Raw genomic sequence first — 15,152 nt, forward strand, 5'->3', positions numbered from 1 at the left:
AAGCCAATCGACATTTGCCCAATCACGTCAGGCTTCTATAGTGATCAGGCGCCCCCCGCCCTTTGCGCCAGCTGTCGAGCGTTGCCCATGACTTCAACCGAACACCTGATCATCTGCGAGCATTGCGATTGCGTGTATGAAAAAGTCGTGCTCGGCAAACACCAGAAAACCCTCTGCGTGCGCTGTGGCGGTGTGCTGCAGCGTTATAACGGCTTGACCGTCGAACAGCGGCTGGCCTTGACGTTCACCGCCGCCATGCTGTGGCTGTTCGCCAATTTCTACCCGGTGATGAGCATCAGCATGAAAGGCCTGAAGAACAGCGCGACGCTGTGGGATTCGGTGCTGGCCTTGAGTCAGGGACCGATCACGTTCATGGCGATGGTCGCGGCGATTTCGATCATCATCGCCCCGGCCTTTCAATTGGTGCTGTTGATCTGGGTGTTGAGTTACGCACTGTCTTCTCGGCGGGCACCGGGATTCAAGCTGTGCATGCGCTGGCTGGAAACCCTGCGCCCGTGGAGCATGCTCGAAGTGTGTCTGCTGGGGGCAATGGTGGCGGTGTTCAAACTCGCCGGACTGCTGGATGTGCTGCCGGGCATCGGTCTGTTCGCCCTGGCGGTGCTGAGCCTGATGATGATCCGCATTGCCGGCCGCGACATTCGTGATCTGTGGGACATTCTATGAAGCGACCGGCGACCGCCAGCGAATTGAATCTGTGCCTGTGCCACAGCTGCGGGCTGGCCTGCGACATGACCGACGAACCGCACGAATGCCCGCGCTGCGATGCACCGCTGCATCGGCGCAAGACCAACTCCCTGGCGCGCACCTGGGCCTATCTGTTTGCCGCGCTGGCGTTCTACGTGCCGGCCAATCTGCTGCCGGTGATGAACACGGTGATGCTCGGCAACGGCGCCGACAGCACGATCATGAGCGGCGTGCTGGAGTTCTGGGAGGGCGGCGCGTGGGACATCGCACTGATCATTTTCATCGCCAGCATCGCGGTGCCGGGGATCAAATTCGTCGCCCTGTCGCTGCTGCTGATCACCGTGCAGCGGGGCAGCGACTGGGCGCGCCGTGAACGTTCGAAGCTGTACCGTTTCGTCGAGCTGATCGGCTACTGGTCGATGCTCGACGTGCTGGTGGTCGCCCTGGTCGCGGCGCTGGTGAAGTTCCAGGCGCTGGGCGATATCGAACCACGCCCGGGCATCCTGTTTTTCGGCATGGTGGTGGTGTTCACCATGCTCTCGGCGATGAGTTTCGACCCACGGCTGATCTGGGACAATGCCCCGGACGACGAACCGCTCAGCGACGCACCACCTCAAGCAGCACCTGCAACGGATGGCGCAGCGCCCGATCCGACTGGCGCTTGACCTGACTGCGGCAGGAATAACCGGTGGCCAGCGCTTCGCCCTGCTCCGCCGGCGCCTCGACCTGCCGCGCCCAGGATTGCTCGTATATCACTGCCGAGGTTTCACGGTTGCGTGCTTCATGGCCATAGGTGCCGGACATGCCGCAGCAACCGGTCGCCTGCGTCGCCAGTTTCAATCCGGCCCGTTCGAAGACCTGTTCCCACTGGCGAGTGGCGGCCGGCGCGTTGGTTTTCTCGGTGCAGTGCGCCAGCAGCCGGAATGACTGCGGCGCGTCGGCACCAGGCTGCTCCGGCATCACCTTGAGCAACCATTCCTGCACCAGTGCAACTTCCGGGCATTCCAGCATGCCGGGCACTTTCTGGTATTCCTGGCGATAGACCAGCGTCATGGCCGGATCCAGCCCCAACAACGGCACGCCGATGTCGGCCAGCTCTCGCAGTTGCCGCGCATTGCGCAGTGCCGCGCGGTTGAACGCCGACAGGAAGCCCTGCACATGCAGCGGCTTGCCATTGGCACTGAACGGCGCCAGATACACCTGATAGCCCAGTCGTGAAATCAACTCCAGCAGATCCGCCAGCAGCGGCGCCTCGAAGTAACGAGTGAAGGCATCCTGCACCAAGACCACACTGCGCTCGCGCTGGGCCGGGGTCAGCGCCGACAGTGTCGAGACCGTCGCTGGCTGCACCTTCCAGCGACGCAGCGCAGCGTGAAAATCAAAGCGGCTGAGCAACGGCACATCGACCATGCCACCAAGGCGCTCCAACTGTTGGCGCACGAACGCAGCGCCCATCAAACCGTTGTACAGCGCCGGAATCCGCGCCATGTACGGAATGCTGTACTCCAGCGAAGCAATCAGATAATCCCGCGCCGGGCGCAGATAACGGCTGTGATACAGCTCCAGAAACCGCGAACGAAACTCCGGCACATTGACCTTGACCGGGCACTGCCCCGCGCAGGATTTGCACGCCAGGCAGCCGGCCATGGCGTCATACACTTCATGGGAAAAGTCTGCACTCTGCCCACGGCTGTTGCGCCAACGGGTCCACAGGTTGCGGAAAAACGCCGGACGACGAATCGCATCGGACAGCACATCCACCCCCGCCTCGCCCTGCAAACGCAGCCATTCGCGGATCAACGATGCGCGGCCCTTGGGCGATTGCGCACGCTCGCGGGTGGCTTTCCACGATGGGCACATGGCGTCGTCGGTATCGAAGTTGTAGCAGGCGCCATTGCCGTTGCAATGCAGGGCCGCGCCGTAGCTTTGCCAGACCTTTTCGTCGATCTGCCGGTCGAGTTCGCCGCGCAGGGTCACTTCGTCGATCTTCAACAGCTGCGCGTGCGTGTTGGCCGGGGTGGCGATCTTGCCCGGGTTGAACTGGTTGAACGGGTCGAACGCGGCTTTGAGTGCCTGCAACGCCGGGTACAGCTCACCGAAAAACGCCGGCGCGTATTCCGAGCGCAGGCCTTTGCCGTGCTCACCCCACAACAGGCCGCCGTAGCGCTGAGTCAGCGCCGCGACACCGTCGGACACCGGACGCACCAACGCCGCTTGCTGTGGATCCTTCATGTCGAGAATCGGCCGCACATGCAGCACGCCGGCATCGACATGGCCAAACATGCCGTACTGCAAACCGTGGCTGTCGAGCAGTTCGCGCAGTTCAGCGATGTATTCGGCCAAGTGCTGCGGTGGCACTGCGGTGTCCTCGACAAACGGCTGCGGCCGCGCTTCGCCGGCAACGTTGCCGAGCAGGCCGACGGCGCGCTTGCGCATGCCATAGACCTTGTTCACCGCCGCTTGGCCGACCGCCAGGGTATGGCCGAGGCGTTCGACGGTGGTGTCGCTGCTCAAGTGTTCGAGGAAGGCTTCGACCCGGCGTTGCAGATCTTCAGGATCGTCGCCGCAGAACTCCACCAGGTTGATCCCCAGTGTCGGCCGCTCGGCACTTTCCGGGAAATATTCGGCGACGCCATGCCAGACGATGTCCTGCATCGCCAGCAGCAACACCTTGGAATCCACGGTTTCAATCGACAGCGGCTTGAGCGCCATCAGCGCCCGGGCATCGCGCAACGCATCCATGAAACCGGCGTAGCGAATGTTCACCAGCATCGTGTGTTTGGGGATCGGCAGAACGTTGAGCTTCGCCTCCACCACAAACCCCAGCGAGCCTTCGGCGCCGCACAGCACGCTGTTGAGGTTGAAACGATTGTCGGCCTCACGCAGGTGCGCCAAGTCGTAGCCGGTCAGGCAGCGGTTGAGATCAGGGAAGCGTTGCTTGATCAGCTCGCCCTGCTCATCAATGATCTGCCGCGCACAGCGATAGACTTCACCGACCCGGTCTTCACGGGCACACAACGCTGTCAGGTCGTCCTCCGCCAGCGCTGCACCGTGCAGGCGTTCACCGCCGCGCAGAATCATGTCGAGTTCCAGCACGTGGTCGCGGGTCTTGCCGTAGGTGCAACTGCCCTGGCCGCTGGCGTCGGTGTTGATCATGCCGCCGACGGTGGCGCGGTTGGAGGTCGACAGCTCCGGGGCGAAAAACAGCCCGGCGGATTTCAGTGCGGCGTTGAGCTGATCCTTGACCACCCCGGCCTGCACCCGTACCCAGCGCTGCTCGACGTTGATTTCCAAGATGCGGTTCATGTGCCGCGACAGGTCGACGACGATGCCATCGGTCAGCGACTGACCGTTGGTGCCCGTGCCACCGCCGCGCGGAGTGATCACCACTTGCTGATAAGCCGGTTCGGCGATCAGCCGAGCGACCCGCATCACATCCTCGCCATCCATCGGAAACACCGCCGCTTGCGGCAGGCGCTGATAGATCGAATTGTCGGTGGCGAGCACTACGCGGCTGGCGTAATCGGCACTGATCTCACCACGAAAGCCACTGGCTTTCAGGGCTTTGAGGAACTGTTGGTAATCAGTGGTCAATGCGGTGGCGGGCGACAGCTGGGCAATCATGGGTCGGGAAATCTCGGTCAATATCGGGCCGTGTGGCGGTGAACAGTTGTGCGCAATGAATGATTGCGTCACGCTCCCGCCATCTCATGGTGCTTATGTTCATTGCTTGGTGCTATCGGGACAAACGTAAAATCGCCCCGTAATCCATGACTAAAACGAATGAATCCGCGAACCCTCACCCCTTCCATGTCGTTATTGCTGGCCTTCGAGGCCGCTGCACGCCATGAAAGCTACACCCGCGCCGCCCACGAACTGTCGCTGACGCAAAGCGCGGTCAGCCGGCAGGTGCAGATTCTGGAAAAGATGCTCGGCATGCGCCTGTTCAGCCGCGAAGGCCGGCAAGTGGTTTTGACCGATGTCGGGCGCATGTATCAGCGCGAACTGGCCGAAGCCCTCGGGCAGATCCGCAGCGCGACGTTGCAGGCCATGGCGTTCGGTTCGGGCATTCACAGTTTGCGTCTGGCGACGCTGCCGACCTTCGGCTCGAAATGGCTGCTGCCACGGCTCAAGGACTTCTACACCGCGCACCCGGGCATGACCGTGCACTTGCATTCGCGCATTGAAGCAATCGACTTCGACACCAGCGAAATCGACGCCGCGATCTGTGTCGGCGGCGGTGAATGGCCCGGCCTCAGCGCCCTGCCACTGCACACTGAGGAACTGGTGGTGATCGCCAGCGCGCAGTTGTCGACGGCCGAACGCGACGACGCCGAACAGCACATCGCCGGGCAGTTGCTGCTCAATGTCAGCAGCAATGCCCAGGCGTGGGCGGAATGGTTCACCCATCATGGTTTGCCACACCGCAGCATGCGCATCGGCCCGAGCTTTGAAATGACCTCGCACCTGATTCAGGCGGTGCGGGCGAATATTGGCGTCGGGCTGGTGCCGCGGATTCTGGTGGAGGATGAATTGCTCAACGGCGAACTGCTGCAATTGGGGGAGCCGATCACCAGCCGGCGCAGCTATTACCTGGTGTATCCGCCGCGCAATGAGGCGTTACCGTCATTGAAAGCGTTCAGGGACTGGTTGGTGGATACGCTGTGAACAGCAGCAGTGCTTTTTTAAAGGTGGAGGCGCACTCGGCCCCTTCAACAGTGGACTATCCAACGGTTTTCCGTCTGGCCCAAAGAACAGGTGTTCATATTTCTTTGGCATTGGTTGTGGTGCGCGGGCGCTCATAATCAATCCTCTGATGCCGGGCTGAATTCAACCCATTTAACCTTCGCGGAATCTATCAACAAATATTCGGCGCCAAAAGGCGCCACATTGCCATCTTCATGCAGCCAACGCGGCTTATGGATCACGAACTGACCGTTGGCTGATTCCGGCGGCCACTCGGCCGGCCAACCAAGTACGCGCCTTTCGTCATGCAAATGCAGGGTAATGAGTCGATCAAGTTGGGCGAATGCGCAGAACCATTCGCTTGGGTAAGAAGATTGTTTCGTTACGTTTCTGCTACGCAACCAACCATGTAGCTTGTCATTGGTCGCCAGACAACAGGACAGCAATCCAAGTACCAGCGAACAAAAGAATGCCCAAGACGTCTGCGCCTTGCCATCCCATATTCCTACGGAAACCCCCTTCATCCCCACCCACAAAAGGATCTCGCCAATACTTGTTACCACCCCATGAATCACAAACGTAAAAATCAACGCCTGCACAATCTGCCCAAACGTATCAGGTCGCTTGAATGAAGTGAGCGTGTAGAAAATCCAGGTCGAGACAAGTCCGGGAATCAGATACTGCAACAACGGAATAACTTCTTTGACCAGATCATCCATGATCCGTGGCTCCTTTAAAGGCATGCCCCACTGGTTACCGGGCAGCACTCAAAAGCCTAGCGCACACTGGAAAACGCCTCGTGCCGATCTGTCACAACGCATTTCGCAAATTCACAAAGCAAAAAAGCAGAAACCATTGCTCCGGTTTCTGCTTTTCTGGCGGCGGGTTCTGCAGCTGAGGCTGTGCTTTACAGGCAGTCACGCACCGATTTGCGCAACGACCCGGACTTGGCCCATGGCGGTCCCTGATACAGGGAAACCCGGCTGCCGTCCTTGTACTTGATGATGTCAAGAATCTCGTCGGCGGTAACAATGCTCGGTGCCGTGATCCGGTAACCATTGGAAATCGCGGTCTGCGTGGTCTTCGGAATGTCCTGCTGCCACAACGGCAACAAGCACGCGGCATAGTCTTTAGGCGCCTTGGTGGTGGTCTTGCTGAGATTCGGCTCGCCCGGAACCAGCGATGCTGGCAATGAGCAACCCGCCAGCAATGCCAACGCCAAACTCCCGATCCATATCCGCATGGTGTTTCCCTGTTTTGAAAAAAAGCGAATGTAACGTGTAACCGGATGTACATCCAGCGCGACGCCTCGCCCACAAGGGGGATTGGACAAATATTTACATGCATCCAGCCCGATGGCAGACGAGCTGCGCATCATCGCTGAAAAATGCGGCTACTCTGTTTTACCGAGAATGTTCCGGAGGTGATCATGCGGCTCAATGAATACGAACACGAACTTCAACGCGACCTGCAAGCCGTTGCATCGGATCTGAGATGGTCGGCGGTCGACCTCAAGCGCATCGCCGAACAGCTGCGCAAGAGCGGCAATGAAGCCGATGCCCAAGCGGTTCTGAGGTCTTGTGAGGTGCTGCAAAGTGATGAAGAACGCTTGCAGTCCTATGCCAAGGAAGTGAAGACGCGCTCCATCAGCCGGATCAAGGTTCACTGATCCCCCTGCCCTCGACAAAAGCCCCGGTCATCACCGGGGCTCTTTCGTTACATCTGCTTCAATTTGCAGTGTGACTTCGCGCTCGCGCCGAGCGTTGTCTGTAACCCGGCAACGCAGCGGCGTAGGCCAGCGCTTCCTCTCTGCGACCAAACGATGCCAGCCGGTCGCCTTGGGTACAAACCCGCCAAGGGCCGTTATTCACGCTGAGTACGTCGTAGCCGTTCATGTGCATTTTGTTCAGAACAGGAATGCTCATGGGTACCTCCTTTTTGCTGACGGTGGTTTCAGCTGAGCTTTTTTACCTTACACCCTGTTGTCGCGGATGTGCCGACCGGGTGTCGCGACAGTCATGTGCCAAGGCTCTGGCACTTTCCGCCTCGCCACACGCTCAAAACCTTGACGGAACCTTTGAATCCGGGCCCGGCTCGAATATTGCAGTTTTATTTCATTTATGTGACACGCAACAAACAGGTAACAGATGAAAGTACGCGCAACCGTCATTTGCGAGCAGGATCGACACGTTCTGCTGGTCCGCAAACCCCGCTGTCGCTGGACACTGCCCGGCGGCAAGGTCGAGCCTGGGGAAACCAAAGCCGGGGCGGCGACGCGCGAGCTGCAGGAAGAAACGGCACTGAATGCCGAGCAAATGTTGTATCTGATGGAACTGCACAGCGGCAGCACCCAGCATCATGTCTACGAGGCTTCGGTGCTCGACCTTGAGCCGTTGCGCCCGCAAAACGAGATCATCGAATGCATCTGGCATCCGCTGGACGCGGTGCAGAATCTGCCCACCAGCGACGCGACCTTGCGCATCGTGCAGGCATTTCAACGACGCTTGTGAGGTTTCAACCGGCAAACGCCCGGCGCCCGGCGCTGATTTCCGTGCGCAATTCGCCGATGAAGTTGGAAAGATCGCGGATCGTCACCAGATGCTCCGGCGAAACCCCATTGAGCAACAACTCGACTCGCCCGGAGTCAGGCTCATAAACCTTGATCCGCAGCAGTCCCTGCTCCACTTGTGTGCATTCGCATTCAAGCGACGGAAAGCCGGACTCGACAATCCGGCAGATGTCGGCAATGGCTAACATGGGTACACGCCTCGCAGGCGTTGAGTCGGTCGACCCGTTGAGCATAGATGAGCCATCAGCAACCTGCCGCCCCGGCAATTGCCAACCCGCTCACATATTTGACCCCGCCTCAATGCGCGTCGTGATCCCAGATCCAGTTCCAGATGCCCGGCAACTGCACCGGCTGCGAACTCTGCTGAACGGTGCGCGCCAGCGCCGCTTTCTGCAGCGCCGCGTGATCGTCGTAGAACGCTTTGTCCGCCAGCCTCACGCCCGTGGCGGCGGCGCTGTCGAGGAGGATCTGCAGGTATTCGCGAGTATGTCGCGCGGTGTAACGGTTGAGGTCATGAAAGGTCACCACCACCGGAATGACGCCGTCCACGGTTGGTAATTCGCCGCGGGCAATGCGCTCGCGGACTTCCGATAGCTGGCGCAGCATATTCGCCCGACGTCGGGGGCTGGCGTTGAAGCCCCAGATCTTGCCGTCATTGGCGCTCAAATCGGTCAGCAACACATGCAGACCGTGTTGCTGATAGGCGGCGAACGTGCGTTTGTCGTAATTCCAGAAGGGCGGACGCAGCAGGATCGGCGCGGTTCCGGTGATCGCGGCGATATCGGCGGTGCCGTTGCTCAATGACTGCTCCAGCTCTTGCGGGTCGAGCGAGCGATGGTTGGTGTGCCAATGGGTGGCGGTGTGAAATCCGAGGATGTGCCCTTCGGCGTATTCGCGTCGCATGATGCCGCGGCCAATCTCACTGTTGCCGGCGCGGGGCGCGCGGGTCTGCACGAAGAACACCGCTTTGATGTCCGGTTGCACCGGATTGTCCTTGAGGCTGTCGAGCACTGTCGCCGACGGGTTCCACAAGCTCGAAGCGCTGGGGCCGTCATCGAACGTCAGCAGAAACCGTACCGGCGCCTGGGCCTTGAGCCGGGTTTCGGTCTGCGCGGTCATTTCGATCGGCGCGGCAATGCAGCCGGCCAGCCCGAACGCGATGGCCGCTGCACAGAGAAGATTGAACGCGTATTTCATGTTTTGCCTTGCGCCTGACCGTTGCGGTCCTGTTGTCGTCCGGCAAAACTCCCTCGCCCTGATCCATCCCTGCGCCCGGCTATTCGAGCCAGCGTTGGATAGGGTACACAGGCTTTGGTTCCGGCGCTCGCTCAGTCCGCCAATGCCTGTTGAAACGAGGTGTCGATGATCCCGGCAGTGGCCAGCGGCGCCGGCAAGGCCTTGACCTTGAACAGGAAGTCGGCGGTGCTTTGCAGGTCGGCGGCGGCCTGTCGATCCACCGGCCCAATGCTCATGTGCGCCTGGCGCAACCAGTGCCGCGACACCTGCTGATCGAGATTGGCCTTCTTCGCCCACAGATCCGCATATTCATCGGTGTGGCTGTCGACCCACGCCCGCGCCCGTTTCAAACGCTCGAGAAAATCGGCAATCGCCGCACGCTTGCTGTCGATCGACGGCGCCGACGCGGCAATCGCGCTGAGGCCCGGCATCAGGTTTTTCGCCGTGAGAATCGGCCGCGCACCGGAGAACACGATTTGCTGGGAGATGTACGGTTCCCACACCGGGAAAGCGTCGATGCTGCCCTGTGGCAATGCCGCCGCAGCGTCAATCGGCATCAGCTTGACGAAGTCGACGTAGTTTTCCGGCAGACCGCCCTGCTCCAGGGCGCGCAAGGTCAGCTGCTGGCTCCACGCGCCAGGCCAGTAGGCGACTTTTTTACCCTTCAGATCAGCAATGGTTTTCACCGGAGAATCCTTCGGCACCAGCAAGGCGATGGTGTCCGGGTTCTGCCGCGATACCCCGATCAGCTTCACCGGCGCCTGTTTGGCAGCAAGAAACAGAAAGCCCGAATCACCGAGAAAGCCCAGATCCAGCGAGCCGGTCTGCAATGCCTCGGCCAGTGGTGCAGCGGCCTGGAAATGTTTCCAGTCGACGCTGTACGGCGCGTCTTTCAACACGCCGGAGGCCTCGATCGAGGCGCGGATGTTGTAGTAGTTCTGATCACCGACGTGCAGGACCAACGGCTCGGCGGAGTAGGCAAGCGGTGAGCTGAACAGTCCAGCAGTCAGTGTGATACGCAAGAATTTGGAGAGCTTCATGTCGGGTCCTGCAATGGGATTTTGCATAGACGATAACGCTCTTGATCGGCGCTTTTTAAATTCGATTAATGCATAAGCTCAGCACACCGAATGCTCACTGTTCGCTGCGCAACAGTGCGATACCAGCGTGTTGTCCCAGCAACAGTTGAAAGCCGTCAAACCCGGCAAAAACCCCGTAAACATTGGCTGGTACGCACATGGCACAGAGCCTGCAATATTCCATTCATGCAGGAAGCAGCCATTGAAAATATATTTTTGGACATAAAAAACAGTGCCTTTGCCGGAGCGCCGCCATGACATCCTTCTCACCTTTTTTCCGCCTCAAAACGCTGCTGGTTGCCAGCGCCATGGCGCTAAGCCTGCAACCGCTGGCTCACGCCACCGAAACGGTGCCCGCCGAAGTTCATCTGGACTACGCCTACTACTCACCGGTCAGCCTGGTGCTCAAGCATTTCGGCTTCCTCGAAAAAGCCCTGCCGCAGACCAAAGTCAGTTGGGTGCTCAGCCAGGGCAGCAACCGTTCGCTGGAATATCTGAATAGCGGCGGCGTCGATTTCGCCTCCAGCGCCAGCCTTGCTGCAGTGCTGAGCCGCGCCAACGGCAGCCCGATCAAATCGGTCTACGTTTACAGCCGCGCCGAATGGACTGCGCTGGTGGTGCGCAAGGATTCGCCGTACCAGAGCGTCGCCGACCTCAAAGGCAAGAAAATCGCCGCCACCAAAGGCACCGATCCCTACCTGTTCACCCTGCGCAGCCTGCAACAGGCCGGGCTGAAGAAAGACGACGTGGAACTGGTGCACCTGCAACACCCGGACGGCCGCACCGCGCTGGAAAAAGGTGATGTGGACGCCTGGGCCGGACTCGATCCGCACATGGCCGCCAGTCAGGTGCAGGCCGGTTCGCGTCTGCTGTACCGCAACCCGGCGTTCAACAGTTACGGCGTGGTCAGCGTCACCGAGCAGTACGCCAAGGAGCATCCGCATACCATCGACACGGTGATCAAAGCCTACGAGCAGGCGCGACAATGGGCGCTGCAAAATCCCGACGAGTTCGCCGCCCTGCTCGCCAAGGAATCCGGCCTGCCGCTGGACGTGGCCAAACTGCAGTTGTCGCGCACCGACTTGAGCAGCCCGCAACTGACCGCCAACGACGTGCAGGCGTCCAAGGCGGCGGCACCGATTCTGGTGTCCGAGGAATTGGTGCGGCGTGGGGTGAATGTCGATCAAGTCATCGATCAGTTGCTCGACAGTGGTGTGCAGCAAGCCGTCGCCCGCCAATAACCGACCAGACTCACAGCCCATCCGCGTCCGCTGCGGATTCGCTGTGAGCGGAGCTCATGTATGACCACTCGCAGTAACGAACTGCCCGCCCCTCCTCGGCGCTTGTCGAGGCCGCGAGCGTCATCCCTCAACCCGACATGGCGACGGCACTTCAAAGGTCTGGCCCTGCCGCTGCTGATCGTAGTCGTCCTGGAGTTCATCGTGCGTCTCGGCTGGCTGCCGTCCTACCAAATGCCGGCCCCCAGCGAGATCGCCCTGACCCTCACCGACCTCGCCGAAGGCGCGCTGTGGAAACACATCGGCGCCAGCCTGATCCGCGTGTTGCTCGGGTTTGCAATTGGCGCCAGCCTGGCGCTGGTGTTCGCCGCCTGGGTCGGCCTCAGTCGTGAGGCCGAGGCGTATCTGGAACCGACGTTCGCCGCGCTGCGTTCGATTCCGAGTCTGGCCTGGGTGCCGCTGTTGCTGCTGTGGCTGGGCATCGATGAAACCTCGAAAATCGTGCTGATCGCCATCGGCGCGTTCTTTCCGGTGTACGTCAACGTGGTCGCGGCGATTCGCAACATCGATCGCAAACTGGTCGAGGTCGGGCGCATCTATGGCTTCAGCCGCCTGCAACTGGTACGGCGGATTCTGTTGCCGGCCGCCCTGCCCGGCCTGTTCACCGGGCTGCGCAGCGGCATGAGTCTGGCGTGGATGTTTCTAGTGGCCGCCGAGCTGATCGCCGCGACCAAAGGCCTGGGCTATCTGCTCAGCGACGGCCGCGAAACCTCGCGACCGGACATCGTGCTGGCAGCGATCATCGTGCTCGCCGTGCTCGGCAAACTCAGCGATGGCGTGCTCGCGCTGCTGGAGCGCCGCTGGCTGGTCTGGCGCGACACGTTCACCGGTCAGGCGGCACAGGACTGATTGGCCAGAGCCAACTAAGCTGAAAGCGTGCAACCGGAGATTCAGCGCATGTGCGGAAGACTCTCGCAGTACCGTGGCATTCACGACTTTGTCGCGGTGCTGAGCATTCCCGATGCGCTGATCAATCACGTCGGCGACGCCGCGCTGGAACACTACAACGCGGCGCCGACCACGTCTCTCGCCATTCTTCATCAATATGATCAACGCCTGTATGCCGACAACCTGCGCTGGGGCTGGCGTCCGCACTGGGCCAAAGACCGCGCGGCGCCGATCAACGCCCGTGTGGAAAAAGTCGCCCATGGCCCCTTCTTCCGGGCGATCTGGCGTCATCGGTTGATCGTGCCGGTCGACAATTGGTTCGAATGGGTCGACGGCCCGGATGACACCCGACAGCCGTGGCTGATCCGGCGTGCCGATCACGGGCCGGTGTTCTGTGCGGCCATCGGCCAGTTTCCGACACCCGGCAACGACGCCCGGGACGACGATGGTTTCGTGATCATCACCGCCGACAGCGTCGGCGGCCTGCTCGATATCCATGATCGCCGCCCGGTGGTGTTCCGCCCGGAGCTGGCTGCCGAGTGGCTGGACCCGGCAACACCGACCGAACGTGCCGAACAGATGTTGCTGTTCGAAGGTGAAGCCAGCGAGGCATTTGCCTGGCACAAAGTCGGCAAAGCCGTCGGCAATTCGCGCAATCAGGGCGCCGGGCTGATTGAAGAAGTGGCGTAAAGATCCGTGATCTCACGCGTTTACCCTGTAGGAGCTGCCGCAGNTTTTGATTTTTAATTTTTTAAAAGCAAGATCAAAAGATCGCAGCCTGCGGCAGCTCCTACAGGTGATTACAGGTGACACTCGATCTTTACAGCTGGTGTTTCATCGCTGAAACAGCCTCAAAAAAACAGTCGTTTGAGCGATTTAACCGCTTGTCTGACATTTCAACCGTCATACATACATTTAGATGCACTACGGATAGCATGCGCGCCGCATTTCCAATTGGCATACCAGTTGACCAAAGAGTCAACAAACCAGGAATCCCCTACAACTTTTACCAAGCCTTGCAGAGAACTAAGTTGCGCGACGATTTTGCAATCAAACAGGCCAACGGCCTGGAGTGTATTTATCTGTCCATGACAGAACGCTTTCAACTCGACTGTTTTATCGGCCACTACATCAAGACCCGAAACCTGCGTTCAGTGCCGGACATCGAACGTATTCTGCGCACCACGCTCGAAGGCTATCCCGGCCACCCACCGGTGATGGTCAATGAGCTCAATGCGTGGATCGACAAGACGCTGGGCTATCGGGCGTCACATCCGGACTTCCCGCACCTGGAAGACCTGTGAAACAACAAAAAGCCCCGCTGCTGCGGGGCTTTTTGCATGGGGCTGTCAGAATTTCACGTCGGGCCCGGTGAGTTCCTTGTCATCGTCGTGCTTCCACGTCTGTTCCTTGCGTTTCTCGCGCTCGATTTCCTCTTCGCTCGGTTCGTCCACTTCGTCGTCTACTGCCTGGTTTTCATCCGGACGCTTCTGCTCGGTCGTCATGTGAACTTTGCCTCGTCGACAATAATCATCCAATAAGCGTAGAACAGTTTTTCCCCGTCAACTTACAACCACCAGCGCAACAAAAAGAAAAACGCCATGCTTAAAAGCATGCTGAGCAACGTATTGCGGGTGTACAGCACCAAGCCGATCGCAACCAGCGAACTCAGCAAATACGGATTATCCCACTGCACATTCAATTGTTTGTCCGGCATGAACACGATTGGTCCGCAGATCGCCGTCAACATTCCCGGTACGGCAAACCCGAGAAACTGCCGCGCGTTGCTGCTCAAACGCAATGGCAGGCGCGGTTCGAGAAACACGTAGCGGTTGAGGAACACCAGAATCCCCATGCCGACAATCACTGCCCAGACCATCATGTGCGCCCCCGATACAACTTGTTGCAGACAAATCCTGCGGTCATCCCGGCCAGCCCCGACAGCACCAGTGCCGAGCCCCATTGCCAATAGCTGAACAGCACCGAACAGAACAGCGACACCGCCACGCAAACCACGGTCGGCACGTTACGCACCACCGGGGTGATCAATGCGATGAAAGTGGCGGCAATCGAGAAGTCCAGGCCCAGATGCTCAAGCTCCGGAATACTGCTGCCCAGGACGATGCCGGCCAGGGTGAACAGGTTCCATGCGATGTAGAACGTCAGACCGACGCCCAAGGCATACCAGCGATTGAACTGCTGACGGTCATGCTGGCTGGTCAGGGCAAACAGTTCATCGGTGAGCAAAAAGCCCAGACCGATGCGCCAGCGCCCGGGCAGCGGCGAGATCACCGAGCGCATGCTCATTCCGTACAACAGGTGCTGCGAGGTCAGCAGCAGCGTGGTCAACAGGATCGAGAAAATCCCGGCACCGCCCTTGAGCATGCCGATCGCCACCAGTTGCGCGGCGCCCGCGAACACAATGCTCGACAGGCCCTGCCCCTGCAGCGGTGTGAGATTGGCTTCGATCGCCATGGAGCCGGCGAGCAGCCCCCACGGCGCCGTCGCCAACGATAACGGCATGATCGCCGCAGCGCCGCGAAGAAACGCACGGCGCGGCATAAGTGAGTCAGACATAACGCTCTTCAACCGAGGAAACGGTCGCAGACTCTGCCAGCAAATGCCCCTTCGTGGCTTGAACAATCTTGCGCACTTGCGCTGAATCACCGCGCCCGGGCGCCGCTGTCGGCG

At 59.9% G+C, this 15,152-nt stretch carries 19 protein-coding genes; 9 read left to right on the forward strand and 10 right to left on the reverse strand.

The genetic code is table 11. The features are described from left to right. The first annotated feature begins 87 nt into the window (after nt 1–87). Both ACTJKS_RS12965 and ACTJKS_RS12970 read left to right on the forward strand, forming a co-directional pair. Nucleotides 88–684 (forward strand): paraquat-inducible protein A, encoded by a 597-nt coding sequence (locus ACTJKS_RS12965; RefSeq protein WP_041062800.1) that lies wholly within the window; start codon nt 88–90, stop codon nt 682–684. After that, the gene (locus ACTJKS_RS12970) at nt 681–1,370 is read left to right on the forward strand and encodes a paraquat-inducible protein A (protein WP_108182403.1); all 690 of its coding nucleotides are present in this window, start codon (nt 681–683) and stop codon (nt 1,368–1,370) included. The genes ACTJKS_RS12965 and ACTJKS_RS12970 overlap by 4 nt, the downstream gene beginning before the upstream one ends. On the opposite strand, the gene ydiJ is transcribed toward ACTJKS_RS12970, so the two are convergent. After that, complete coding sequence (ydiJ, locus tag ACTJKS_RS12975) at nt 1,303–4,329, reverse strand: D-2-hydroxyglutarate dehydrogenase YdiJ (protein WP_108182402.1); 3,027 nt, start codon at nt 4,327–4,329, stop codon at nt 1,303–1,305. The two genes, ACTJKS_RS12970 and ydiJ, sit on opposite strands and share 68 nt — an antisense overlap. 159 nt (nt 4,330–4,488) lie before the next feature. Between ydiJ and ACTJKS_RS12980 the strand changes: the two genes are divergently transcribed. Continuing rightward, the gene (locus tag ACTJKS_RS12980; RefSeq protein ID WP_041062806.1) at nt 4,489–5,373 is read left to right on the forward strand and encodes a LysR substrate-binding domain-containing protein; all 885 of its coding nucleotides are present in this window, start codon (nt 4,489–4,491) and stop codon (nt 5,371–5,373) included. Nucleotides 5,374–5,510: 137 nt separating this feature from the next. Here ACTJKS_RS12980 and ACTJKS_RS12985 read toward each other — a convergent pair whose 3' ends face one another. After that, a complete protein-coding gene (locus ACTJKS_RS12985; protein WP_108182401.1) occupies nt 5,511–6,110 on the reverse strand; it encodes a DUF6338 family protein in 600 nt (199 codons plus the stop codon). Between the two features lie 188 nt (nt 6,111–6,298). Beyond that, the gene (locus ACTJKS_RS12990; protein WP_041062809.1) at nt 6,299–6,634 is read right to left on the reverse strand and encodes a hypothetical protein; all 336 of its coding nucleotides are present in this window, start codon (nt 6,632–6,634) and stop codon (nt 6,299–6,301) included. Between the two features lie 186 nt (nt 6,635–6,820). On the opposite strand from ACTJKS_RS12990, the gene ACTJKS_RS12995 reads away from it, so the two are divergent. After that, nucleotides 6,821–7,060: a hypothetical protein gene (locus tag ACTJKS_RS12995; protein ID WP_041062819.1), complete on the forward strand. Its 240-nt coding sequence runs from the start codon at nt 6,821–6,823 to the stop codon at nt 7,058–7,060. A gap of 58 nt (nt 7,061–7,118) precedes the next feature. Here ACTJKS_RS12995 and ACTJKS_RS13000 read toward each other — a convergent pair whose 3' ends face one another. Then, nucleotides 7,119–7,316 (reverse strand): DUF2188 domain-containing protein, encoded by a 198-nt coding sequence (locus tag ACTJKS_RS13000; protein WP_108182400.1) that lies wholly within the window; start codon nt 7,314–7,316, stop codon nt 7,119–7,121. A gap of 222 nt (nt 7,317–7,538) precedes the next feature. Between ACTJKS_RS13000 and ACTJKS_RS13005 the strand changes: the two genes are divergently transcribed. Continuing rightward, entirely contained in the window at nt 7,539–7,901 is a 363-nt protein-coding gene (locus tag ACTJKS_RS13005) for an NUDIX hydrolase (protein ID WP_108182399.1), read from the forward strand. A 4-nt stretch (nt 7,902–7,905) separates the two neighbouring features. Here the strand turns inward: ACTJKS_RS13005 and ACTJKS_RS13010 are convergent, their stop codons facing one another. The 3 genes from ACTJKS_RS13010 to ACTJKS_RS13020 form a co-directional block, all read right to left on the reverse strand. Then, complete coding sequence (locus tag ACTJKS_RS13010) at nt 7,906–8,148, reverse strand: DUF1652 domain-containing protein (RefSeq protein ID WP_041062828.1); 243 nt, start codon at nt 8,146–8,148, stop codon at nt 7,906–7,908. 109 nt (nt 8,149–8,257) lie between these two features. Further along, nucleotides 8,258–9,157: a polysaccharide deacetylase family protein gene (locus tag ACTJKS_RS13015; protein WP_108182398.1), complete on the reverse strand. Its 900-nt coding sequence runs from the start codon at nt 9,155–9,157 to the stop codon at nt 8,258–8,260. Between the two features lie 131 nt (nt 9,158–9,288). Next, the gene (locus tag ACTJKS_RS13020) at nt 9,289–10,236 is read right to left on the reverse strand and encodes an ABC transporter substrate-binding protein (RefSeq protein WP_108182397.1); all 948 of its coding nucleotides are present in this window, start codon (nt 10,234–10,236) and stop codon (nt 9,289–9,291) included. A 293-nt stretch (nt 10,237–10,529) separates the two neighbouring features. Between ACTJKS_RS13020 and ACTJKS_RS13025 the strand changes: the two genes are divergently transcribed. From ACTJKS_RS13025 to ACTJKS_RS13040, 4 genes are all read left to right on the forward strand, one after another. Further along, the gene (locus ACTJKS_RS13025; RefSeq protein WP_108182396.1) at nt 10,530–11,516 is read left to right on the forward strand and encodes an aliphatic sulfonate ABC transporter substrate-binding protein; all 987 of its coding nucleotides are present in this window, start codon (nt 10,530–10,532) and stop codon (nt 11,514–11,516) included. Nucleotides 11,517–11,576: 60 nt separating this feature from the next. Beyond that, nucleotides 11,577–12,422 (forward strand): ABC transporter permease, encoded by an 846-nt coding sequence (locus ACTJKS_RS13030; RefSeq protein WP_108182395.1) that lies wholly within the window; start codon nt 11,577–11,579, stop codon nt 12,420–12,422. Nucleotides 12,423–12,470: 48 nt separating this feature from the next. After that, nucleotides 12,471–13,151 carry an SOS response-associated peptidase gene (locus ACTJKS_RS13035; protein ID WP_262948792.1) on the forward strand — a complete coding sequence of 227 codons (681 nt, stop codon included), beginning with the start codon at nt 12,471–12,473 and terminating at the stop codon, nt 13,149–13,151. Between the two features lie 341 nt (nt 13,152–13,492). Beyond that, nucleotides 13,493–13,765, forward strand: a complete 273-nt coding sequence (locus ACTJKS_RS13040) for a hypothetical protein (RefSeq protein ID WP_047294946.1) — start codon at nt 13,493–13,495, stop codon at nt 13,763–13,765. Between the two features lie 45 nt (nt 13,766–13,810). On the opposite strand, the gene ACTJKS_RS13045 is transcribed toward ACTJKS_RS13040, so the two are convergent. The 3 genes from ACTJKS_RS13045 to ACTJKS_RS13055 form a co-directional block, all read right to left on the reverse strand. After that, on the reverse strand, nt 13,811–13,966 hold the full coding sequence (locus ACTJKS_RS13045; protein WP_174376867.1) for a hypothetical protein: 156 nt from the start codon (nt 13,964–13,966) through the stop codon (nt 13,811–13,813). 62 nt (nt 13,967–14,028) lie between these two features. Beyond that, nucleotides 14,029–14,340, reverse strand: coding sequence for an AzlD domain-containing protein (locus ACTJKS_RS13050; protein WP_177327894.1), 312 nt, complete (start codon nt 14,338–14,340; stop codon nt 14,029–14,031). Next, a complete protein-coding gene (locus ACTJKS_RS13055; protein WP_262948790.1) occupies nt 14,340–15,038 on the reverse strand; it encodes an AzlC family ABC transporter permease in 699 nt (232 codons plus the stop codon). The genes ACTJKS_RS13050 and ACTJKS_RS13055 overlap by 1 nt, the downstream gene beginning before the upstream one ends. Nucleotides 15,039–15,152: the final 114 nt, after the last annotated feature.

It is taken from the genome of Pseudomonas sp. 22189 (genome assembly GCF_052045635.1).
Taxonomy (GTDB): Bacteria; Pseudomonadota; Gammaproteobacteria; order Pseudomonadales; family Pseudomonadaceae; genus Aquipseudomonas; species Aquipseudomonas parakoreensis.